Source organism: Nocardia sp. NPDC059229, assembly GCF_042754165.1.
Classification (GTDB): domain Bacteria; phylum Actinomycetota; class Actinomycetes; order Mycobacteriales; family Mycobacteriaceae; genus Nocardia.
On record NZ_JBHZAK010000019.1, the window covers coordinates 28,398 to 52,012 of the forward strand.

The window sequence follows — 23,615 nt, forward strand, 5'->3', positions numbered from 1 at the left end:
TATCCACCGCAGGTGATGCAGGCCGTCGGTCGTCGTGACGGCCAGCGCCTCGGCCAGCCGCTGGGCCGAAATCGGCCGCAGTGACAGCGATTCCACCGTCAGGACGGGTCGCCCGGTCGAGTCGGCCACCTCGAGGGAGACCCGGCCGGGTGCGAGAGTGCGCAGCCGCGCCCGCACCCGGGTCGCGCCGGGTGCGTGCACACGCACACCCGACCAGGCGAACGGCAGCTCCACCTCGTCGGCGTTTCCCGAGGTGAGCAGCAGGGCCTGCAGTACCGCGTCGAGCAGGGCCGGGTGGATGCCGAATCCGGCCGGGTGGCCGCCCTCCGGCAGCGTCGCCTCGACGAAGGTGTCGGCCTCGGTGCGCCACACGCGGGACAGCCCCTGGAACACCGGTCCGTACCGATACCCCCGCCGCGTCAGGTCTTCGTAGGTGCCGTCGAGGTCCATCGCACCGGCGGCGGGCGGCCAGGACTGGAGTTCCGGTGTCGGGCGGGGAGCCGAGACCAGCGGTGTGACAACCCCTTCAGCGTGGGACGTCCAGGCACCCGCGTCGATATCGACTGTGTCGCTGGATGTTTCGGGCTCGGGGCGGGCGTAGATGGTGACCGTTCGCTCCCCGTCGGTATCCGGCTCGCCTACTACGATCCGGAGGGCGACGGGTGCCTCGCTGAGCGGCAGCGGCGCGGTGATCGTCAGTTCTCGCACCGTCGCACAGCCGACCCGCTCGGCCACCGCTGTCACGAGATCGACGAAACCCGTGCCGGGCAACAGCACCCGATCGAAGATGGCATGGTCGGCCAGCCACGGCAGCGCGGCACGGGACAGGCCGCCGGTCACCACCAGGCGACGGCTGTCCGGCGACTCCACCAGCGCGCGCAGCAGCGGATGGTCCACCGCGGGCAGATCGAGCTCGGCCGCCGATGTCCGCGACGGCTGCTCGCGCCAGAACCGTTGCCGATCGAACGCGTACGGCGGCAGCGGTATTCGCTGACCACCGGAATCGGCGGTCACCGCACGCCAGTCCACCACACCACCCGCACCGAACAACCGCGCCACTGCCGACAGCAAGGCCACCGGCTCCGACACCGAACCCCGCAGACCAGCGATCGCCACAGCGGTCTCGGGATCGACCGACGCACCGACCATCGCGGTCAACGCCGCACCAGGACCCACCTCGAGAAAACGCGACACACCCTCCGCGGCCAGGGCGGCGATACCGTCGGCGAATAGCACCGGACGACGCACATGCTCCACCCAATACCCCTGCTCCGCATAACCCCCACCAGCCGGCCGACCCGTCAGATTCGACACCACCGGAATCGCCGGGACCGACACCGACAACTGCCCGATCTCGGCCGCGAAATCCGCCAACATCGGATCCATCAGAGCCGAATGGAACGCATGCGAAACCCGCAACCGGGTCGTCTTGAAACCACGCTCGACACACGCCTGCACGACCGCGTCCACCGCACCCAGTTCCCCGGAAATCACCAGCGCCCCAGGACCATTCACCGCCGCAACACTCACACCCGGCGACAACAGATCCAAGACATCAGCCTCACCGGCACCGATCGCGACCATGGCACCGCCCTCCGGCAGCGCCTGCATCAACCGGCCACGCACCGCCACCAACCGCGCCGCATCCGCCAACGACAACGCCCCGGCCACATGTGCGGCGGCGATCTCACCCACCGAATGCCCCATCACCGCATCCACCCCGACACCCCAAGCCCGCAACAACCGGAACACCGCGACCTCCACCGCGAACAACGCCGGCTGCGCAAACCCCGTCGCCCGCAGCAAGGCCTCGTCCTCACCCCACATCACTTCGCGCAGTGGACGATCCAGCCACCGATCCAACTCCACGAGAACCTCGTCGAGCGCTGCAGCGAACACCGGGAACGCCTCAGCCAGCTCTTTGCCCATCCCGAGACGCTGCGAACCCTGACCCGAAAACACCAACGCGGTACGACCCGGCAACACCCGGCCCGTCACCACACCCGCAGCCACATCCTGCGACCGCATCATTTCCAGCCCAGACACCAATTCGGCCGTGTCGCAGCCGAATACGACCGCTCGATGCTCGAACATCGGGCGCCGCGCCAGGGATACCGCCACATCCGCAGCCGACAGTGCGCCCGAGGCGGACAAGCGGCGCAGCCGGTCTGCCTGCCCGCGCAGCGACCCGGAGGATTTCGCGGAGATCACCCACGGCAGCAGACCGGGCGTGGAGATCGCCGGCTCATTGTGCACCGCACCGCTTTCGGAGTCCGGGGTCTCTTCGAGGATGACGTGGGCATTGGTGCCCGAAATACCGAACGACGACACCGCCGCGCGACGCGGACGACCATTGCGCGGCCAGTCCCGCGCCTCGGTGAGCAACTCGACCCGACCCGCGGACCAATCCACATGCGGCGAGGGCTCGTCCACGTGCAGCGTCGCGGGCATCCGCCCGAATCGCAAGGCCTGCACCATCTTGATCACACCCGCAACGCCCGCAGCAGCCTGCGCATGACCCATATTCGACTTGATCGAACCCAACCACAACGGCTCACCACCCTCGCGGCGACCGTAAGTCTCCAACAACGCCTGAGCCTCGATCGGATCGCCCAATTTGGTACCGGTGCCATGGGCCTCAACCAGATCCACATCGCCGACATCCAGACCGGCATTGGCCAGCGCCTGACGGATCACCCGCTGCTGCGAAGGACCGTTCGGCGCGGTCAAACCATTCGACGCACCGTCCTGATTCACGGCCGAACCCGCCACCACAGCGAGCACACGGTGACCCAATTCCTCTGCCCGCGACAGCCGTTCGACAACCAGAACACCCACGCCCTCGGCCCATCCGGTGCCGTTCGCGCCACCGTCGAACGAGCGACACCGCCCATCCGGCGAAAGACCTTGCTGCCGCGAGAATTCCACGAACATATGCGGTGTCGCCATCACCGTGACACCACCCACCAAAGCCAGCTCACACTCGCCCGAGCGCACAGCTTGACCGGCCAGATGCAACGCCACCAGCGACGACGAGCACGCCGTATCCACCGTCACCGCAGGCCCTTCCAGACCCAACGCATACGACACCCGACCCGAGGCCACGGCACCGAAGCCATCACTGTCCGGGTAGTCGTGGTACATCAGGCCCGCGTAAACGCCTGTCGCACTGCCCTTCAGGCCAACCGGGTCGATCCCGGCATCCTCCAACGCCTCCCACGAGGCCTCCAGCAGCAGACGTTGCTGCGGATCCATCGCCAACGCTTCCTTCGGACTGATACCGAAGAAGGCGGGATCGAAATCACCAGCGGCAGAAAGGAACCCACCAGATCGCGTATAACACTTACCCACACGACCCGGCCTCGGATCATACAACCCGGCCACATCCCACCCACGATCCAGCGGGAAATCACCGACAACATCGAGACCCTCATCGACCATCGACCACAAATCCGCCGGAGAATCCACCCCACCCGGATACCGGCACGCCATACCGACGATCACCAACGGCTCTGCGCCGACCGCAGTGGACGAGACCACGCGGGACGCCGGCGCGCTCGGCTCGCTGCCCGATTCGGCGAGCAGGTACCGGGTCAGCGCGTCCGCCGTCGGGTAGTCGAAGATCAGGCTGGACCGCAGCCGCAGCCCGGTCGCGGCGGCGAGGGCATTGCGGAACTGCAGTGCCGCAAGCGAATCGAACCCCAATTCGTTGAATGCGCGACCGGGATCGATGGCCGTACCGGTCTCGTGTCCCAGCACCGCCGCCGCCTGCGTGCGCACCACATCGAGTACGGCGTCGTAGCACGCCTCGGCGCTTGCTCCCGCGAGTCTGTTCCACAGCCCGCCGAGCTGCTCCGCCGTCCCCGCCGCGGTGCGCCGAAACGCGCGCACCAGCCCGGACAGCATCGGCGACAACCGGCCTTCCTCGGCGGCGGAACGCAGGGCCGGGCGATCCATGCGGGCCGCCACGAGCAGGGCGTGTCCGCTGGCCAGACCGGCGTCCCAGAGCGCCAGGCCCTGGCGGGTGGACAGGGCGCCGACACCCGCACGACGCATGCCGGCGACCGCGGCGGCGTCCAGGTGGCCGGTCATCCCGGTGGCGCGGTCCCACAGTCCCCAGGCCAGGGACACACCCGACAGTCCTCGCGCCCGGCGATAAGAGATCAGACCGTCCAGGAAACGGTTTCCCGCCGCGTAATTGGCCTGCCCCGGCATGCCCAGCGTTCCGACGATCGAGGAGAACACCGCGAACAGCGGCAGCTCCAGATCCTCGGTCGCGCGGTGCAGGTTCCAGCCGCCGTCGACCTTGGGTGCCATGACGGTCCGCAGCCGGTCCGGGGTGAGCGATTCGAGCACGCCGTCGTCGATCACACCGGCGGCGTGCACCACACCGGTCAGGCGGCCCGCGGTGGTGATTTCGGAAATCAGCTCCCGCACCGCCGCCCCGTCGGTGATATCGCAGGCCACGACCCGCACATGTGCTCCGGCAGCACGCAATTCGTCCAGCACGGCGGCACCGTCCGGAGCGGCCGCGCCGCGGCGACTGGTCAGAACCAGATCCCGCACCCCGTGCGCCTCGACCAGTCGCCCGGCCACCAGCGCGCCGAGGCCGCCGGTTCCGCCCACCACCAGCACCGTGCCGGCGGCGAGATCGGTTGCCGTGAAAGTGGTCTCGGCGGGATCGAATTCGGCTTTCGCCAGGCGTGGCAGCAGTGGCCGCCCCGCACGCACCACCACCTGTGACTCCCGGTCCGGAACCCGGCGCAGCAGCTGCGCGACCGCGCCCTCGTCGAGATCGGAATCGCTGTCGAGTAACACGATCCGGCCCGGATTCTCCGACTGCGCCGAAGCCACCAGTCCCCAGACCGCCGCGCCCGCCATGTCCGTCACCGCGCTGTCGCCGGTGTCGACCGCGCCCCGGGTCAGGATCACCGCGCGTGCCGCGCCGGCGGGTTCACCGGCCAGCCAGGATTGCACGAAGTCGAGCGTGTGCGCGGTGCGATCGTGCGCGTCGGCGACCACATCGGCCGCGGACTCCGCGGGCAGGCATCGGAACACCGTCAGTTCACCCGGATCGTTATCCGCGTCCGGACCGTCTTCCAGTTCCCGCCAACGCATTTGGTGTAAGCCGTCAGAAGATTCCCGGACCGCGGCACCCCGCAGCGATTCCTTCGAGAGAGAGCGCAGGAACAGCGACTCCACCGTCAGGACGGGGGCACCCTCGACGTCCATCGCCCGGATCGACACGGTCTCATCGCCGATCACCCGGATACGGGCGCGCAGACGGGTGGCCGCCACGGCGTGGACGCGGACACCGGACCATGCGAACGGCAACCGCAGGCGATCGTCCCACCCGGAAACCGTCAGCGCCGCATGCAGTACCGCATCGAGCAGCGCGGGGTGCACACCGAACCCGGTCGCCGCATCGCCCCGCAACTCGACCTCGGCACACACCTCGTCCGCGGCACGCCATACCCCGGTCAATCCCTGGAACGCCGGGCCGTATTCGTAACCGCGACCGGCCAATTCCTCGTATACGCCGGCGGTGTCGACCGCGACCGCACCGACCGGCGGCCACGGCTGCCCGTCGTACTCGAGTTCGGCCGCGATCGCCACGGGCGTGACCGTGCCCTCGGCGTGCGCCGTCCACGAACCCGCGCGGTCCTCCGGGCCATCGTCGATATCGCCGGTATCCGGACGCGAATACACCCGCACCGCACGGCCGCGCTCGGCGTCGGGCTCATCGACCACGATGCGTACCTGAACAGCGTTGCCCCCCAACAGCAAGGGCGCGGTGATTGCCAGGTCACGAATCTCGGCGGCGCCCAGGCGGTCGGCGACCGAGGCCACCAGCTCGACGAAACCGGTGCCGGGGAACACCGTCAGACCGGCGACCGCGTGATCGGCGAGCCACGGCATGGTCGCCGGCGACACCCGGCCGGTCACTACCACGCGACCGCTGTCGGGGGTCTCGACCCAGGCACCGAGCAGCGGGTGTCCGACCGCACGCACACCCAGACCGGTCGCGTCACCGGTCGACTGCGGAAGCGACCAGAATCGACGGCGCTGGAAGGCGTACGGCGGCAGGGACACCCTGCCGCCACCACCGGCCCCCACCACCGTGGACCAGTCCACCGCGCCGCCCGCGACGAAAAGTTCCGCCGCCGAGGCGAGGAATCGCCGCAGACCGCCGTCGTCTCGGCGCAGGGACTCCACGACCACGGCCGTCGAATCCACCCGGGCATCCAGGGTGTCCTGAACGCTGCCGGTGAGCACGGGATGCGGACTCGACTCGATGAATGCGCGACAACCCGATTCGAACGCGGCGGCCACCGCCTCCTCGAAACGCACCGTCTGCCGCAGATTCGTGAACCAGTACTCCGCCGTCAATTCCGCGGTGTCCATGGGGCGGCCGGTGACGGTCGACACGAAGACCGGGCCGCCGGACGGCACCGTGCGCGGAACGATCCCCGATATCGCGTCGAGCACCGACTCCCGCAGGCTCGACACCTGGTCGGAATGCGAGGCGTAGTCCACCGGAATCCGGCGCGCCCAGACTCCGGCGCGTTCACAGTGCGCCAGCAGCTCGACGCATGCGCGAGCATCGCCCGAAACCACCGTCGCCGCCGGTCCGTTGAGGGCCGCGATGCTCAATACGGCGTCCCACGGCCCGATCAGCTCTCGCGTTTCGGCCGCCGCCGCCGCGACGGAAACCATCGCCCCCGACGTGGGACTCGCCGCGATGGCACGGCTGCGCCCCACCACCACCCGCACGGCGTCCGCGAGCGAAAGACCGCCCGCCACATAGGCTGCCGCGATCTCACCCTGAGAATGGCCGATCACCACATCGGGATGAACCCCTACCGATTCCCACAGCCGCGCCAGCGAGGTCATCACCGCGAACAGCGCCGGCTGCACCACATCTACGCGGTCCAGATCGATATCGACCGCAGATCCCGAAACAACCTGCAGGACAGACCAATCCACCAGTGTCGACATCACCTCGTCCACCGCACGCAGATGGTCGGCGAACACCGTCGAACTCTCCAACAGTTCCCGGCCCATACCGACCCACTGCGAGCCCTGCCCCGGGAACACCAGCGCGGTCCGCGCGGCGGACAGCCGGACCAGCCCCGACACCACGCTCTCCGCCGATTCGCTGCCGCCCGAGCCCAGCGCTTTCAACCCCATGAGCCGCGCCTCGTGCTCGGTTCCCAGCACGACCGCCCGATGTTCGAACAGTGCTCGACCGGCCAGCGATACCGCCACATCCGCAGCCGGAATGTCCTCCAGTGCAGGATAATTCATCAGCCTGTTCGCTTGCGCGGCAAGTGCTACGCCAGATTTCGCGGACAGAATCCACGGCAACAGCACATCAGCCGACGGGCTCGGCGGCTGCTCGGATGTCTCGATCTCGGCGGGGGCCTCCTCGAGGATCACGTGGGCGTTGGTGCCCGAAATACCGAACGACGACACCGCCGCACGACGCGGACGACCATTACGCGGCCACTCCCGCGCCTCGGTGAGCAACTCGACCCGACCCGCGGACCAATCCACATGCGGCGACGGCACATCCACATGCAGCGTCGCGGGCATCCGCTCGAAACGCATCGCCTGCACCATCTTGATCACGCCCGCGACGCCCGCAGCCGCCTGAGAATGACCGATGTTCGACTTGATCGATCCAAGCCACAGCGGGTCGCCACCGTCACGCTGACCGTAGGTCGCCAGCAGTGCCTGTGCCTCGATGGGATCGCCCAATTTGGTGCCGGTGCCGTGGGCCTCGACCACATCCACATCACCGATACCGAGTCCGGCATTGGCCAGTGCCTGGTGAATCACCCGCTGCTGCGAGGGACCGTTCGGCGCAGTCAAACCATTCGACGCGCCATCCTGATTGACCGCCGAACCGGCGACCACAGCGAGCACATGATGACCCAATTCCTTTGCCCGCGACAGCCGTTCAACGACCATGACACCGACACCCTCGGCCCATCCGGTGCCATCGGCCCCGCTCGCGAACGAACGGCACCGCCCGTCCGGCGAAAGTCCCTGCTGCCGTGAGAATTCCACGAACATATGCGGTGTCGCCATCACCGTGACACCACCGACCAAGGCGAGTTCACACTCTCCCGAGCGCACAGCTTGACCGGCCAGATGCAACGCCACCAGCGACGACGAGCACGCCGTATCCACCGTCACCGCAGGCCCTTCCAGACCCAACGCATACGACACCCGACCCGAAGCCACGCTCGCCGCGGCAGACGGAAGTCCGCCGACGGTGATGTCACCGGCCCGCGATCCGCCGTAGGACATCAAACCGACGTAGACGCCGGAATCACTGCCCCGCAGTGCGTGCGGGTCGATGCCGGCATCCTCGAGCGCTTCCCACGAGACCTCCAGCAGCAACCGCTGCTGGGGGTCCATCGCCAGGGCTTCCTTCGGGCTGATCCCGAAGAAGTCCGCATCGAAATCGCCTGCGGCGCCGAGGAATCCGCCGGATCGGGTGTACGACTTGCCGGTCACGCCCGGTTGCGGGTCATACCAGCGACCGGTATCCCATCCGCGGTCCGCCGGGAATTCACCGATTCCGTCGATGCCCTGGTCCACGAGGGCCCACAGACTCGCCGCGTCGTCGACCCCACCGGGGAAACGGCATGACATGCCGACGATCGCCAGCGGCTCGTCGGCCCGCGGACGCACCGTCCGCGTCGGCGAGGTCGGGTGCTCCGGCTCGGTTTCCAACTCGGACACCAGGAATCGCGCCAGCGCGTCGGGGGTCGGGTGATCGAAGATCAGGCTCGAGGGCAGCCGGAGACCGGTCGCGTCGGCGAGCGCGTTGCGGAACCGCACCGCGCCGAGCGAATCGAACCCCAGGGCCTTGAACGTCCTGGCGGGCGCGACGGCCTCGGCGCTCGGATACTCGAGCAGCGCGGAGGTGTGCTGACGCACCAGGTCGAGCAGCGCGGCATACCGCTGATCCGCGCGCTGCCCGTCGAATCGGGCCCGCAGCTCGGGCCGCGCCTGCACCGCGGGTTCCGGTACGGCATCGAACCAGTACCGTCGGCGTTGAAATGCGTACGGCGGCAATGAAACCCATCGACCGCCGGATTCCCTCACGATCGCGGACCAATTCACGGTACCGCCCGCGGCGAACAGTTCGGCCACTCCCGCGACCAGCCCAACGGGCTCGGCGGACTCGCGGTGCGCGGTGGTCGCCACACGGGCCTGTTCCGGCGCCAGGCCCTGCGCGATCATCGGCGCGAGCGCGGCATCCGGTCCCACCTCGAGAAAACGTGTCACCCCGGCGGCGGCCAATGCCGTCACCGCATCACCGAACCGTACCGGGCGGCGCACATGCTCCACCCAGTAGTCCACCTCCGCGTATCCCGCACCGGCCGCCTGTCCGGTCAGCGCGGACACGACGGGGATGCGGGGTCGCGATACCGTGAGGTCCGCGATCTCGGCCGCGAACGCCGCCAGCATCGGTTCCATCGAGGCCGAGTGGAACGCGTGCGACACCCGCAATCGCGTCGTCTTGCGGCCGCGTCCGCCGAACACCGCGACGATCGACTCGACCGCGTCCACGGCCCCCGAGACCACCACCGAAGCCGGTCCGTTCACCGCCGCCAGATCCAGTTCGGGCGACAGGAACTCCTCGACCTCGGCCGGATCGGCCTGGATCGCGGCCATCGCGCCGCCCGGCGGCAGGGCCTGCATCGAGCGGCCCCGGGCCGTGACCAGCCGCGCCGCGTCCGGCAGCGACAACACCCCTGCCGCGTGGGCCGCGGCGATCTCACCCACGGAATGACCGGCCACCGCGTCCACCGTCACACCCCACGAAACCAGCAGGCGATACAGCGCCGACTCGTAGGCGAACAGCGCGGGCTGGGCGTACCCGGTCGAATCCAGCAGGGCGGCGTCGTCTCCCCACATCACCTCGCGCAGTGGCCGATCCAGCCATCGGTCCAGCTCGCCGACCACCTCGTCCAGTGCCGCGGCGAAGACCGGGAACGTCGCGGCGAGTTCGCGACCCATTCCGAGTCGCTGCGCGCCCTGCCCGGAGAAGACCAGCGCCGTGCCGCCGGGGATCACCTGTCCGGTGACCACACCCGACCTCGGTTGTCCGCTCGCGACCGCCGACAGGCCCGCAGCAAGGTCCGGCTCCTCTGCGGCGAAGACCACCGCGCGATGATCGAACACGGGCCGACCGGCAGAGGAGACCGCGATATCCGCACCCGAGGTCCGGGTTTCCGTCATGAAGGCCTCGAGCCGCCCGGCCTGGGCGGCCAGCGCCGCAGCGGTCTTTCCCGACAACACCAGCGGCACCACGGCGGCGCGCGAGATCGGCTGCGCCACCTCCTCTTCGGCCGGCGCGAGGGCCTCGGCGAGAATCACGTGCGCGTTCGTGCCGCCCATGCCGAAGGCACTTATCCCCGCGAGCCGCCCGGCCGGTTGCCCTTGCCACGGCTGCGAACTGCCCACGACCCGCAACCGATCCATCGGCATTTCCGGATCGGCTTCGGAGAAGTTCAAACTTGCCGGAATCATCCGGTTACGCAGTGCCAGAACCACTTTGATCAGACTCGCGATGCCAGCCGCCGCCTCGAGATGGCCGAGATTCGTCTTCACCGAACCGACGAGCAGCGGTGTCCTGGACGTCCGTTCCGTCCCGTAAACCGACGCCAGAGCGGTCGCCTCGACGCGGTCCCCGACCACCGTTCCGGTGCCGTGCAGTTCGACGTACTGCACATCGCCGAGGCCGACTCCGGCCGCACGACACGCCTGCCGGATCACCGCTTCCTGCCGGTCGGCACTCGGCACCGCGACCGATTCGGTGGTTCCATCGTTGTTCACCGCTGAGCCCCGGATGACGGCGAAGATCTCATGGCCTTCGGCAAGTGCGTGTTCCAGCAGCTCGAGCGCCACCATCCCGCCGCCCTCGCCCCGCACCGTGCCGTTGGCACGACTGTCGAAGGCGTACACCTTGCCGTCCGGCGACACCGCGCCGAACTCCGACATGACGGCGTCCCCGAACGAATCGAGGTTGAGTTGCACTCCACCCGCCACGGCCACCGTCGATTCGCCACGACGCAGGCTCTCGCAGGCCAGGTGCACCGCTACCAGCGACGAGGACTGTCCGGTATCGATCGACAGACTCGGCCCGTGCCAGTCCATGAAACGCGACAGGCGGTTGGCTATGAGACTTCTGCCCAGCCCGGTCTTGGTGAACCGGTTGGGTGTGCCGGTGCCGTTGCGGGTGAGCCCCGCGTAATCGTCGGCCATCACGCCGAGGAAAACGCCGACCTCGGTGCCGCGAAGCCGGTCCGCCGACAGCCGACCGCTCTCGCAGACTTCCCAACCAAGTTCGAGCGCCAGGCGCTGCTGCGGATCCATTCGCCCGGCTTCCGCCGGGGAGATATCGAAGAACTCCGCGTCGAAGGTGTCGGTGTCGTCCAGCGCCCCCGCACAATCCCGGCCCTCGCGCAGCAGATCCCAGAACCTCCGGGGATCGTCCGCGCCGGGCACCCGGCATGCAATTCCGACGATGGCGATGTCACGGCTGGTCTCCGCGCCGTGAACACTGGACTGCTTCATCTTCCGAACTTCCTTCCCGCCGAGGCGGCGCACAGCAAACTGGCCCGTCCCTCGGGAGGAGACCGGCGAAGAACCTCTGGTGGTGTCCGCTCACACCGTGATCGACAGAAACTCCGGTCCGCGCAGATTCATTCGGCCGTTCCATTGCGCGGCACCGTCGGCGGCGAGATCCGGGAATCGCTGAGCGAGACCACCGATCGCCGAACCCACCCCGAATGAAAGGTGTGCACGAGCATTCTCGCGATCCACTTCCACGGTGTCCGCAGTAGCGCCCCAGAATCCCTTGTCGCGATTCGCCGAACCGATTCCCAGGAGAACACAGGAACCCGGCTCGAGTTCGATGTCGCCGACACTATACGGCTCGACGGTGATTCGACGAAGAAATTGTGTCGGACTGTCGAATCGCGTCAATTCATCGACCGCATTATCGATCAGCTCGGGCTCCTGACGCAGCACTCGCAATTGGTCCGGATGCTCATCGCCCTCGTCTTCGGCGGCGATGATCTCGACCATGGCGTCCGGGGTGACCCGGGCTCGAACCAGCGGGCCAGGATGCCGGACAGGTCCCGAATCCGATCGTTGTTCGTCTCGGGCATGCCCAGCATCTCGGAGATCACCAGGATGGGCAGCGGGAAGGCCAGGTCGGCCGGTCTCGTCGAGCTTTCCGTCGACCGGCGATCGGATCGTGGTCTCCATGCCGGCAGTGGCCCTGGGGGTGAACGCCTTGGTCACCAGCTTGCGCAGCCTGGTGTGGTCGAGACGGGGCGCCATGACTTTTCCGTAGAGGTGTTCGACCATCTCCCGGTAACGCCCCGGACCGATATTGTCCATATCCACGGACGTATTGGAGCGAAACAATTCCTGCACGTCCGTGTAACGTGAAAGAAACCAGGATCCGAGCGCGTGCTTATTAGCGGGAGCCACTGTCCTGAGAGCAATATATTGCAGATACCGATCATCGCTTAATTCAGGCGCAAATGGATCGAAGGAGACATCGGAAATATCGGTCATGTTGACACCCCCTAGCGAAAAACCGTCGTGTTCTCGGAACTCACGTTAGCGGTGACGATGTGTTGTGCACCAGACCGATCGACCCGCTCGAGATACCCGTCACCGTGTGCGATTCCGATATGAACAGCTGTGGCGCCACTCCCCGGAGAGCGGCGCCACAATAAATTCGATCGGGACTACTACAACTCGCGCTCCGCGGCGGATCGACGAGCCAGCAGGACGGCCGGAACGAAAGCGATGGCAATGAGACCCAAGCCGGCCAGGTAGGTGTGCGCGAATGCCGCAACCACTTGCTGCATACCGGATTCCACCTGTTCCGGCCGCAAACCCTCAGCCCGGAGCCGCGCCCCGCGCCGCGATGACCGCGGCGGCGAGCCGGTGCTGTTTGATCCGTTTGGTGAGGACGATCGAAATCGTCGCCGTCCCAATCGATCCGGCGACCTGATTGACGATACTCATCAGTGTCGAACCACGGGCCGCCTGTTCGTGTGTCAGCGTTTTGAGCGCCGCGCCCATGTTCGGCATCATCGTGCAGCCGAGGCCCGCACATGACGAGCTGGCCGGCCATGATCTGCGCATACGGTGTGTCCACAGCGATTCGGGTGAACGACGCCATCGCGATCGCGATGAGCACGATGCCGACCACGATGACCCGGCCGGGCCCGAGCCGGTCGGCCCACGATCGGCATGGCGAACAGGGCCCCGGTCCCATGCGGAATCAGCAACAGACCGGTGCGCAGGGTCGATTCACCCCGCAGCTGCAGGTAGTAGTGGGCATCAGCAGCGCACAGCCGAGGTAGGCGCGCCGAACAGCAGCATGACCAGCGCCGCCAGCAACACCTCGCGATTGCGGCAGACTCAGATCGATCAGGGGTCCGGTGCCCGCGCCGCGTGGACGACAAAGCCGATCAACAGCACGGCGCCGATCCCGATCGGCACCAGCACGCGCGGCGAAACCCACGGTCCCCATTTGCAGAATCGACGAGAACCCGAACAGCAGCACCGCCAGTCCCGGTGCGTCGAGCACCATGCCCAGGAAGTCGAAAGGCTTCCGGGCCGATGCGCCGCCGCAGGGCAGCACGACCGTGCCTGCGGCGATTGCGAGCAGACCGACGGGGACATTGATCAGGAAGATCCAGTGCCGGCTCGCCGATCCGAGCAGCCGGCCCCCTAGAACCGGACCACAGATGGGCCCCAGCAGCATCGGTATGCCGAGGATCGACATCACCCGGCCAATCCGGTCACGACCGGCAGCCCGGGACAGAATCGCCATGCCCAGCGGCGTTAGCATGCCGCCACCGCAACCCTGCACGACACGAAACGCGATGAGCGACTGGATGTTCCAGGCCAGGCTGCACAGCACCGAACCGAACCGAACCGACGATGAACAGCGCCAGCGCGGACAGATAGCGCCATCGGCGGGCCGTAACGATCAGCCCCCAACCCGCCAGTGGGATGACCGTGGCCAGCGTGAGCGTGTAGGCGGTCATTGTCCACGCCACGATCGCGTAGGAGGCGTCGAACTCACGCTCGAAGGTCGGCAACGCCACGTTCACGACCGTCATAACAAAATGGCCATGATGCTGCCGCGGGCGAGAACCAGGGCGATCCGCCGGACTTTCGGGTCCAGCCCCCGAATCGGTTCCCTGGAGTTCTGCTTGCTCAGCTCGACCGGTGAGGGCATCGCGCAAGTCTCCCATCGAACGCCCGCTCTGCCTAGGGCACTTAACTTTTCGTGCTTGAGCTACTGTCCGGTGAAGTGCGCCGGGCGGCCCGCGTCGAGTGCGCGCAGTGCCTCGGCAAGATCCTCGGACGGCAGGAAGGCCGCGTTCCAGGCCGCGACATACCGCAGCCCCTCCTCGACCTGGGCGGCGCGCGGACGCCCCAGCACCTCCTTCACGCCCTGGACCACCAGCGGCGGGTTCCCCGCGATCTCCCGCGCAGTCGCGCGGGCGGCGCGCAGCGTCGAACGTTGGTCGGGGTAGACGTCGTTCACCAGGCCGATGGATTGCGCCCGAGCGGCGTCGATGTCGCGGCCGGTGAACGCCAGCTCCCTCACGTACCCCTCACCGATGAGGGCTGGGAGTCGTTGCAGCGCGCCGACATCCGCGACGATGGCAATCTTGGTTTCGCGGACGCTGAAGCTCGCGTCGGCGCAGGCGTATCGAATGTCCACCGCCGCAATGAGATCCACGCCGCCGCCGTAACAGACCCCGTGGACGGCGGCGATGATCGGTTTGCGGCACTCGGCGACGGCATTGATGGACGTCTGCATCCGGACGATCTCCTGGTGCAGATCCGTGCGCGCGGCGGCCAGAGCCCGATCGCCGAGGACCACGTCGAACAGACCCCGCATATCCGGAATATCAAGTCCCACGGAGAAGTTCGCACCTGACCCGGTGATCACGATCGCCCGCACGGCCGGGTCGGCGTCGAGCTCGGCGAAAGCCTCGGGCAGCTCCCGCCAGAAGTCCGGGCCCATCGCATTGTGTTTCCCCGGCCCCAGCAATGTCACCTCGGCCACCAAATCGGCAACGGTGACCTTCAGCGCGCGGCGTTCGGCCGCTCCGGCATTCATACCCATAGCCGTGTTTCTCCCTCATAGAATCGTTGATGCACAGTGCCGCGGCGGCCCTGGGTCCGGTAGCTATCCGTTCGCCCGCGACAGACGGCCGGCGGGCCCGATTCCGCCCCGTCCCTCGAGCCACACCGCCAGCGCGCTCCAGGATTCGGCATTCGCCCTGGCCAGCTTGGCGAGCGACGCGTGACAATGCTCCGGCGCGTCGGCGGTCAGCTTGGTCAATTGATTCAGTTCGACGGTCGATTGCGCGAGGCTGCGCAGCAGCAGCCGCCCACGCTCGTTGAACTTCAATGCGGGGTCGTTGCGGAGGTTCTGCAACAGCACGTGCTGGATGGGGATGGCGATGGCCCCACTATCCTTCGCCGGAACCTCCGCGCGCGAGGCATCGGTGTTCGATGCTTCGCTGACATCGGATACGTTCGGCGTCAACCGATTTCGCACACCCTGTGGTATCGGGTGTTCGGCCCGTTTCAATCGTTCACGGACATCACGCACGGTTCCCGGCGATACACCGACGATCTTGGACACCTGTCGTAGGGATGCCTCGGGGTTCTCGCGCAAAATCGCCGCCGCCGCCATCCGACCCTCCGCCGTATCGCTGGGTCGCAGCCTGCCGTCCTTACCCAATCGCGTGTGCGACCGAGGATTTTCCCCACTTGCACGGCGGCGCTCGGCAGCGACCGTCTTGTGGGACAACCCCGTCGTCGCGGCGATCGAGCGATCGGACCACTCGGGATGCGTCATGACCAGCCGACCGGCGGATGCCTTGCGCTCCGCCAGGGACAACGGAACACCGTGCCGGACATTGAGATACACGGACACCGCGAACGCGTCCTCGGTGCTGCCGTCGAAGAACCGCACACCGATGCTGCGTTCGCACCTCTCCACCGCCGCCTGCAGACGAAAGTGGCCGTCGATGACGCCCATCGTGGGGCGGTGCACGATGATGGGCGGCAGCTCGTCGTTGTCGGTCTCCACGAGCATTCGGAGGTATTCCGCATTGCGCTGACCACCCGCTCGGGGTGATCGTCCGGGGACTATCAGGTGCACCGGCACCGTTTCCACGGGACCGGATGCGATGCTGTGCAGCCACTCTTCGGCAAGAGACGAATGGTTCACAGCCGAGCCTCGGGGAATATGCAGGCCAGCACTGGTCCACCTTTCGGAAGGCAACAGGAAACTCCACACACATCGGCGTGCTGAGAGGCGGTACGCATCGATGCAAATCGACAGGGGCAGTACAGTTTTCATGCCCTTGCCAGGCAACGGACGGGCTTACCCGCTTGTGTATGCCACAGCATAACAACGATGCCATGGCATACGTAGGGGCTCGATCGCGAACTGTGTCCCATCCCACACACCGGGTCGGACGGGCCGCAGACCCGGCTTCGGTAACACCTACAGCGAGGATGTATGCTTCAGCATTCGCTGCAACACAACAGCCCCCAACTGGCAAGGAGTGACGTGGGCAGCACCCCCTTCTCCGATCGGGTCGAGTATCTGTTCCGAACGATGCCCAATCCCGAAGGCCGCCGATACACCGCGGAGGAGATCGCACGACGCTCCACCGAACGCGGCTACCCGATCTCGACAGTGTATGTCGCGCAACTACGTTCGGGCATCAAGCAGAACCCCTCACTCAAGCACGCCACGGGCATCGCCGCCGCGTTCGGAATCGACATCCGGTTCTTCACCGACGACGAGGTCTGGTCGCGAGGTCAGCAGGAGATCGAGTATCTGCGGTTGCGTAACACGGCGGGTTTCGATGCCGTGGCATTCCGTGCGATGGATCTGTCTCAGCAGTCGCTGGCCTCGTTGATCGACTACCTGAAGTTCCTGCGCGTCAAGGAGGGCCTGCCCGCCGACGCCCCGGACCTCCCCGAAACACACCCGTGAAGAGCCCGCCCCGTCGCCGATTCCGCCCGGCGCGCGGCATGGGTGCGAAAGTTCCGCGCGGCCGCCAATTCGTAGGCGATGAGGTGCGCACGGTCGTGCAGGGCCGCCTCGATGGTCTCGTCATCCAACAGGTTCTCGACCGCCAGCGCCGGAGCCTCGCGCTGCAGCAAGCGCAGAGAATCACCGATCTCCACCAGCATGTCGGTGACCCGGGTCTCGGCGCGCCGGCTCCGTTCGCTGCGGAAGCGCACCTGCGGATATCGCGAAGTCAGCCAATTGTGTAGCGGGGCCAGTTCTTCGATGTAAAACAGGGCCAGACGAGCGCTACGCACCGAGCCCAGCACCACCGGGCCGATGGCTCCGCAGACCAGCAGAATGCTGATCGTCACCTGCAAGCCCGCCGTGAGCCGCTGCTCCCAGCCCCGGGACACGGCGGGCCAGACCACGACCATGACCACCACCCACAGCTCGTACGCCGTGAAGAGCAACACGGACCCGATCAGCATGCCGAAAAGGCTTCGCCGCCAACGGCGTTTCCGCGCGATGGCTCTGGCCACCACCACCGCGAGCGTGGACACGGCGGAAATGATCAGTAGCGCCTGCACGATCCAGTACGCCTGCATGCGCGTACTACCTGCCAACTCCCGCGCGAACCCGACCCCGTGCGGATGTTGCCGTGACGTCGCGAACAGACAGATCAGGACGCCCAGCACGGCCGTGTAGGCGGCACCCGCCGCCAGCAGCCGATGCCGCCCCGGCGGATCCGAGGACAGGTAGCTCCGCCAGTGCAGCGTCGTCACCATGATCGCGGTGAGCGCGCACAGATGTGCCAGCAAGTAGCCGAGATTGGTCCAAATCGAGCCTACGGCTTCGGTCACCACCGGAATCCGCAGCAGAAAGCCCAGTGCGAGCAGCGTCAGCACCGCGCCGGGGTTCCATCTCCCGAGCGCCCCCAGCACCAGTTGCTCCCGGGCCATTGCCGCCGCGCCCGCCAGAAAGAGCGCCGCTACCACCGAATCGAAGATCATCGCCGCCGCCCGATACGATTCCGCGAAATCCCCAGTGCCGCACGTAGTTCCACAGCCTCACCAGCAATGGTGTCACTCCACAGGATGGCCCGGAGCGTCTGTCTGGCGAATGCTTCCGCATCGTGCTCACAGTCGGTGTCGTACGCGGACCGGAACCCGATCCGCGTGAAATGCTCGACCACCGAAGGATCCAACAGCGAGCACATCGCCTGGTCGGCATCGAGTTGAGCGGCGGCGTTCCCGTGCCCGAACAGGATATGTCCAGCCTCGTGCAGCACCGTATTGATGCGCGCGATCTCGGGCAGATCGGCATCGTATTGGATCAGATCACCGGATCCGAGCCGAAACCAACGGCCCGCGACACCCGCGGACAGTGTGGTCGCCTCGATGCGCACCGGGATACCGCTCGCGGTAGACAGAATTCTCCCGAACTCGGGAAGCGTGAAGGGCCGCAGTCGTGCGATACGCCGCTGCACCACAAGCACGGTTTGCCGCGAGACTCGGCCGGCCCCATACCCGGAATTCGCCGGACCGCGGTCCGAACGTCGTACACGCAAAGCGATAGCGGCACCCCCTTTCTCCCCATGCCCTACGCACGCAACAGTACCAGTCACCGGGACTCCGGACGACCGCTCGCGCGGCGCCGACACTTGTTGCAGCAGTTCACATTTTGCGTACAGTGGGGCTCGACGACCGGTCGGCGCGTAAGAGTGCGGCCGGAACGACACGCCCCTCGCCCAGGGGCACGGGGGCCGGGAGGACGAATGACACAGGCGCCGAGTCTGCTCTGGCGGGACACCGACACTCGTGCGACCGCACCGGCCGATCCGGTCATGATCGAGGATCTGAATCTCGACCGTGTCTTCGCCGCGATCACTATCCCGGGTTCGAGCGAATCGATCGGTCACTTGCTGCGAACACCCCTCCAGCACAGCGCGGATGTCGGGTTCCGTCAGAAAGTCTTCGAGGATCTCTCCGCACCATCCCTGCGTGCACAGCTCGAGGCGTTCTCGCAATCGATGGCGGAGATTCGGCACCGCCTCGCCGAGCTCCCGACCGTCGACCACGAAATCCTTCGAAGCCGTCTTCGTGTGGATATCTCGCACTACTACTGCCGGACAGTCCTGTCGTTGCGCGAGGCGCTGGAAGGCGCTCGATTGGACTCACCGGGGCTGCAGTCATGGCGGCAGTACGTGAACGCCTACCTCACCCGAGCCGAATTCGAAGAACTGGTGTCGGGCTGCACGCAGGTGCTCACGGATCTCGCGGAGGTCCGCTACACGATGCGGATCGACGAACAGCGGATCACCATCGAAAAGGCTTTCGACGGGCCCGATTACACGGCAGCGGTCGAGCGATTGTTCGAGCCGATCGCCGGCGGTGTGCCCGCACCGGCCCGGCGCGGCGGCCCGGCGGACACCCGCGTGCACCCCGTCGAAGAACGCATCCTCGACGAACTCGCGCAACTGTTCCCCCTCCCGTTTCGCCGGATGGTCGAGCACGCGGGAACCGGCGGGCACTTCGTCGACCCGGTGATCGACCGGGTCGACGAGGAACTCCGATTCTTCCTCTCGTACCTTCGTCTGGTCGACGAACTGTCCAGCCGCGGAATGGATTTTTGTCTCCCGGAGATCACCGATCACTTCGACGGTGTCCAGGTGCAGGGCGCGTACGATATCGCTCTCGCCGCCAAGCGTTCCGGCACAGGGGAAATGCCCGTCGCCAACGACTATCACCTCATCGACGGTGAGCGTGTCATCGTCGTCACCGGACCGAATCAGGGTGGCAAGAGCACTTTCGCTCGAATGTTCGGTCAGGTCGCCTATCTCGCCACGCTGGGCTGCCCGGTTCCGGCCCGTCGGGCCCGAATAATGCTGGTGGACAACATATCCACGCATTTCGAGCGGCGCGAGCACGCCGCCGATGCGGCGGGAATGCTCCAGAGTGAATTGATCGCCATCCAGGAGACGCTCGAACTCTCGACCGATCGCACTCTGATCATTCTCAACGAGAGTTTTAGTTCGACCACCACCTCCGATGCCCAGCGCATCGGAGAACAAATCTTGCGGAAGATCTCGGAGCGGCAGTCGATCACGCTATTCGTGACGTTCCTCGACGAACTGTCGAGAATGGACGGCATCGTCAGCATGGTCGCCGGAGTCGGCGACGATCCCCTGCTCCGCACGTTCCGACTGGAACGAAAGCCGGCCGACGGCCGGGCACACGCGGTCGCACTGGCCCATCAATTCGACCTGTCATACGAGGCCATTACCCGGAAGGTGCCGCGATGAAGCCGAATTTGCTCGCGCCGGAGGGCTGGAATCCCGGCCGGGTCGCGGAGAACGGTAAATCCGTCGCCGACGATCTCGAGTTGTCATTGGTGTACGACGCGATGGCGGGTGGCGACCCGTTCCTGCGCACCGTGGCCACGGAATTGGTCACCAGGCCGGTGCTCGATCCGGATGTCATCACGTATCGGCAGCGCGTGGTGATGGACAGCTGCGCCAATCCCGGTCCGATCCGGGAGCTCTACGCCATCGTGAACGATGCCACCGAAGTGCGCCGGTGGACAGCCGGTCCCGACCGCGGCGCACGCGGCAGACTGTATTTGTCTCTCGAGCCGCTCAACAAGCTCATCGAATTCCTGAGGCAGTTGCGTACGAAGCTGACGACGAATTCCTCGCACTTCGAATCGGACGGCTTGATCGGATTCACGAAAATGGTCGCGGATACCTTCCGGGAAGAGTATCTGAACGAGCTGGGGCGCAATATCGAGGCGATGGCGTTCGAGCAGGGATTCGAGGTCAGCGCGGAGGTCGGACCGAACGGCGGCGTCGCGGGCACGGTGCTGCACGAACCGCCGAGACAGAGTCGGCGCCGCAAGACATTGTTCGCTTCCCGAGAGCGACACGTGATAGAGATTTCCGACGTGAGCGCGAAGAAATTCTGCTCGCGACTCCTCGGCACGACCCTCGATCGTGTTGCCGACGTTGTCACCCGTGCCACCGAGGCGCTCACGGACTTCTTTCAGACCGCACGCGCCGAACTGGGGTTCCTCCTCGGATGCGTCAATCTCCACGAACGCCTGCGTGCCGCCGACCATCCCGTGTGTTTTCCGCGACCGATTCCCGCGGGCGGTACGCCGTCCTACGATTTTCGGTCCCTGCGCGACCCGGCGATCTGCCTGTCAGCCCGATCGTCGGTCGAGGGCAACACGATCGACGGCCGCGGACGGCTGCTGACGGTCGTCACCGGAGCCAACAGCGGCGGGAAGTCGACCTTCCTCCGCAGCCTCGGCATCGCACAGGTGATGATGCAGGCAGGTATGTTCGTCGTCGCCGAAGCCTTCGAGGCCGACATCCGGACGGGAATCTTCACCTACTTCCGCAACCAGGACGACTCCTCGATGACCTACGGCCGGTTGAAGGAAGAACTGGTGCGGATGCGGGACCTTACCGGCCGTGTCGATGCCGGTTCCATGGTGCTGCTGAACGAACCGTTCGCCTCAACCAGCGAGCAGGACGCCACCGAGATCCTGTCGCCGATCACTCAGGCGCTGGTCGACGTGGGCGTGAAAGTGCTTGTGGTGACGCATCTCTACGATTTCGCGGCCGCCCGTGCGGAGCAGCAGCGACCGACCGACCTGTTCCTTCGCGCACAGCGTCGAGCCGATGGTTCCCGGACGTTCCGTCTGGAGCCCGGCGCACCCGAGCTGACCGCACACGCCATGGACATCTACCGGAAGATCTTCGGACCCGACAGCGCTTAGCTCGACTGGCGCGGATGCCGTACCGTTTCCGGTCGGCTATCGCACCGCCCGGGTGGCCGCGGCCGCGGCACGGATGTCGGTGACCAGCCGCCACGCCGACCGGCTGCTCCGCCGCGCTGGGATGCGCGACGCCTTGCTGCTGGCGCGTACCTATGCGGCGCTGGACCGACTGTCACGCCTGGATCAGGTGGTGATCACCCCATCAACGGCTTGGCCTTGGGGATGGGTGCGATTTTCGCGCTGGCCGGCGACATTCGCGTCATGGCCGACGACACCGAGATCGGGCTCATCGAGTCCGGACTGGGGATTCTGGCCGGTGCGGGCGGCACTCAGCGACTGACCAGAGCAGTCGGGACCGCCACCGCGATCGATCTGCTGCTCGACGGCCGCTGGATCGACGCGACCGAAGCCACCCGGATCGGGCTCGTTCACCACGTGGTGCCCTACGACCAGTTACAAGTCCATACCAGCCGTCTGGCGGCTCGGCTCGCACACCGATCCCCGCAGGTCACCAGGGAACTCAAACGCGCGGTGTACGACAGCGCCAGTTTGTCGACGCATCGTTCGATGATCGGAGAGGCTGCGGGACTGATCCGAACGCTCACCAGCCACCGCGAAACAGACGATGTCGGACTACCACCGATACCTCGCCGCGCATCGACCACTGACCGATGACGTCATCAAAGCCGGATGGCGGCCGCTGCTCGGCTACGACACGGGCGGGTCGCCATTTCAATCTGCCGAAACGGCGCAGCACCGCACGCGGCAGATCGCGGGTCAACCGATCAGCGATCTCCGTTCTGCTGCCCAGCGCGATCAGATCGATGTCCTCACTGAGGCGGCCATCGGGCAGGTGCGTGCGGGCCAGCGCGGTGCCACCGATGAACAGCACGCTTTCGGCATGCCGTTCGGCAAGCGCGCGAGCACAAGAGAGATCAGGTAGTCACGTTGCACCTGAGTAGCTGATACACCGAACCGAGAGGCGATGTCGACGCGTTCGTCGAATCCTGAACTCATCACTCACCGACCATCGCGGTCACGCGGTCCAACGTCGCTCGCATGCGCTGCTCGGCTGCGAGCTCGGCCAGCCTCTCCTGATCGGACCGCCGATACAACGCCCGGATCGCGGTCGGCACATCCACGGCCGCGTCCCCCAAATTCGGACGGCGAGCCAGATCCAGCACCGTCTGCTCCGGTGTAGTCACAAGCGCCCCACCTAATTCCGTTCGAATCAACTCCGCGTCCAGACGAGCCGTGTCACGAACGACGAACCGCACCAAGGCATCTCGATCGACCAATTGCGATGCGGCGCGCTGCCGCGGCACCGCGACCACCGCGACCCCCAACGAACGCGGAATCACGCCATGGATCCGTGCGGCACTGACGCCCATCATGATCGCGTCGTCGACGCCGAACATCACGGTGCCGATCCCCGCTGCCACCGCTTCCAACCCCGGCAGCCACGCGGTACCGACATACTCCTGAGGGATCACGACGTAGTACCCCTGCGCGGCCCGGTGCAGCACGCCGCGCTTAACCAGCCGGGCCACCTGCTGTCGTGGATGCCGAGCGACTGCGGCAACCTCCGCCGACCCAACAGTGCGCAATGGCTGCCGAGCCAGCTCCGCGAGCAGTTCCGCCCCACGGGCAGCGTCCGTTGTCATCCTCGCACCAACCTCAGTTCAGTATTGGATTCGTCCGCGAAAAAGATACGAATCCAATACTAAACCTC

The 23,615-nt window shown here is 66.5% G+C and carries 14 protein-coding genes (1 of these 14 only partly in view); 4 read left to right on the forward strand and 10 right to left on the reverse strand.

Features of this window, described 5'->3' with window-relative positions:
- From ACFXHE_RS33720 to ACFXHE_RS33745, 6 genes are all read right to left on the reverse strand, one after another.
- Positions 1 to 11,598, reverse strand: partial view of an SDR family NAD(P)-dependent oxidoreductase gene (locus ACFXHE_RS33720; protein ID WP_379388723.1) — the 5' portion only. Its footprint begins 2,859 nt before the window's first position; only the first 11,598 of its 14,457 coding nucleotides appear in the window; its start codon is at positions 11,596 to 11,598; its stop codon lies off the left edge, out of view.
- 90 nt (positions 11,599 to 11,688) lie between these two features.
- Entirely contained in the window at positions 11,689 to 12,609 is a 921-nt protein-coding gene (locus tag ACFXHE_RS33725) for a hypothetical protein (protein ID WP_379388724.1), read from the reverse strand.
- Between the two features lie 330 nt (positions 12,610 to 12,939).
- Positions 12,940 to 13,125 (reverse strand): hypothetical protein, encoded by a 186-nt coding sequence (locus ACFXHE_RS33730; protein ID WP_379388725.1) that lies wholly within the window; start codon positions 13,123 to 13,125, stop codon positions 12,940 to 12,942.
- A 202-nt stretch (positions 13,126 to 13,327) separates the two neighbouring features.
- Positions 13,328 to 13,972 carry an MFS transporter gene (locus ACFXHE_RS33735; protein ID WP_379388726.1) on the reverse strand — a complete coding sequence of 215 codons (645 nt, stop codon included), beginning with the start codon at positions 13,970 to 13,972 and terminating at the stop codon, positions 13,328 to 13,330.
- Between the two features lie 381 nt (positions 13,973 to 14,353).
- Positions 14,354 to 15,193 carry a crotonase/enoyl-CoA hydratase family protein gene (locus ACFXHE_RS33740; RefSeq protein WP_379388727.1) on the reverse strand — a complete coding sequence of 280 codons (840 nt, stop codon included), beginning with the start codon at positions 15,191 to 15,193 and terminating at the stop codon, positions 14,354 to 14,356.
- A gap of 63 nt (positions 15,194 to 15,256) precedes the next feature.
- Positions 15,257 to 16,456, reverse strand: coding sequence for a hypothetical protein (locus ACFXHE_RS33745; RefSeq protein ID WP_379388728.1), 1,200 nt, complete (start codon positions 16,454 to 16,456; stop codon positions 15,257 to 15,259).
- 198 nt (positions 16,457 to 16,654) lie between these two features.
- Between ACFXHE_RS33745 and ACFXHE_RS33750 the strand changes: the two genes are divergently transcribed.
- Positions 16,655 to 17,086 carry an XRE family transcriptional regulator gene (locus ACFXHE_RS33750; RefSeq protein ID WP_379388729.1) on the forward strand — a complete coding sequence of 144 codons (432 nt, stop codon included), beginning with the start codon at positions 16,655 to 16,657 and terminating at the stop codon, positions 17,084 to 17,086.
- Here the strand turns inward: ACFXHE_RS33750 and ACFXHE_RS33755 are convergent.
- Positions 17,014 to 18,114 carry a hypothetical protein gene (locus ACFXHE_RS33755; protein ID WP_379388730.1) on the reverse strand — a complete coding sequence of 367 codons (1,101 nt, stop codon included), beginning with the start codon at positions 18,112 to 18,114 and terminating at the stop codon, positions 17,014 to 17,016. The two genes, ACFXHE_RS33750 and ACFXHE_RS33755, sit on opposite strands and share 73 nt — an antisense overlap.
- Positions 18,111 to 18,590, reverse strand: coding sequence for a hypothetical protein (locus ACFXHE_RS33760; RefSeq protein ID WP_379388731.1), 480 nt, complete (start codon positions 18,588 to 18,590; stop codon positions 18,111 to 18,113). The genes ACFXHE_RS33755 and ACFXHE_RS33760 overlap by 4 nt, the downstream gene beginning before the upstream one ends.
- 288 nt (positions 18,591 to 18,878) lie before the next feature.
- Here ACFXHE_RS33760 and ACFXHE_RS33765 point away from each other — a divergent pair, with 288 nt between their 5' ends.
- From ACFXHE_RS33765 to ACFXHE_RS33775, 3 genes are all read left to right on the forward strand, one after another.
- Positions 18,879 to 20,405: a hypothetical protein gene (locus tag ACFXHE_RS33765; protein ID WP_379388732.1), complete on the forward strand. Its 1,527-nt coding sequence runs from the start codon at positions 18,879 to 18,881 to the stop codon at positions 20,403 to 20,405.
- 410 nt (positions 20,406 to 20,815) lie between these two features.
- On the forward strand, positions 20,816 to 21,883 hold the full coding sequence (locus ACFXHE_RS33770; RefSeq protein ID WP_379388733.1) for a hypothetical protein: 1,068 nt from the start codon (positions 20,816 to 20,818) through the stop codon (positions 21,881 to 21,883).
- 261 nt (positions 21,884 to 22,144) lie between these two features.
- Positions 22,145 to 22,558: an enoyl-CoA hydratase/isomerase family protein gene (locus tag ACFXHE_RS33775; protein ID WP_379388824.1), complete on the forward strand. Its 414-nt coding sequence runs from the start codon at positions 22,145 to 22,147 to the stop codon at positions 22,556 to 22,558.
- Here the strand turns inward: ACFXHE_RS33775 and ACFXHE_RS33780 are convergent.
- Both ACFXHE_RS33780 and ACFXHE_RS33785 read right to left on the reverse strand, forming a co-directional pair.
- Entirely contained in the window at positions 22,485 to 22,775 is a 291-nt protein-coding gene (locus ACFXHE_RS33780) for a nucleotidyl transferase AbiEii/AbiGii toxin family protein (protein ID WP_379388734.1), read from the reverse strand. The genes ACFXHE_RS33775 and ACFXHE_RS33780 overlap by 74 nt on opposite strands.
- 124 nt (positions 22,776 to 22,899) lie before the next feature.
- Complete coding sequence (locus ACFXHE_RS33785) at positions 22,900 to 23,433, reverse strand: type IV toxin-antitoxin system AbiEi family antitoxin (protein ID WP_379388735.1); 534 nt, start codon at positions 23,431 to 23,433, stop codon at positions 22,900 to 22,902.
- Positions 23,434 to 23,615 lie beyond the last annotated feature (182 nt).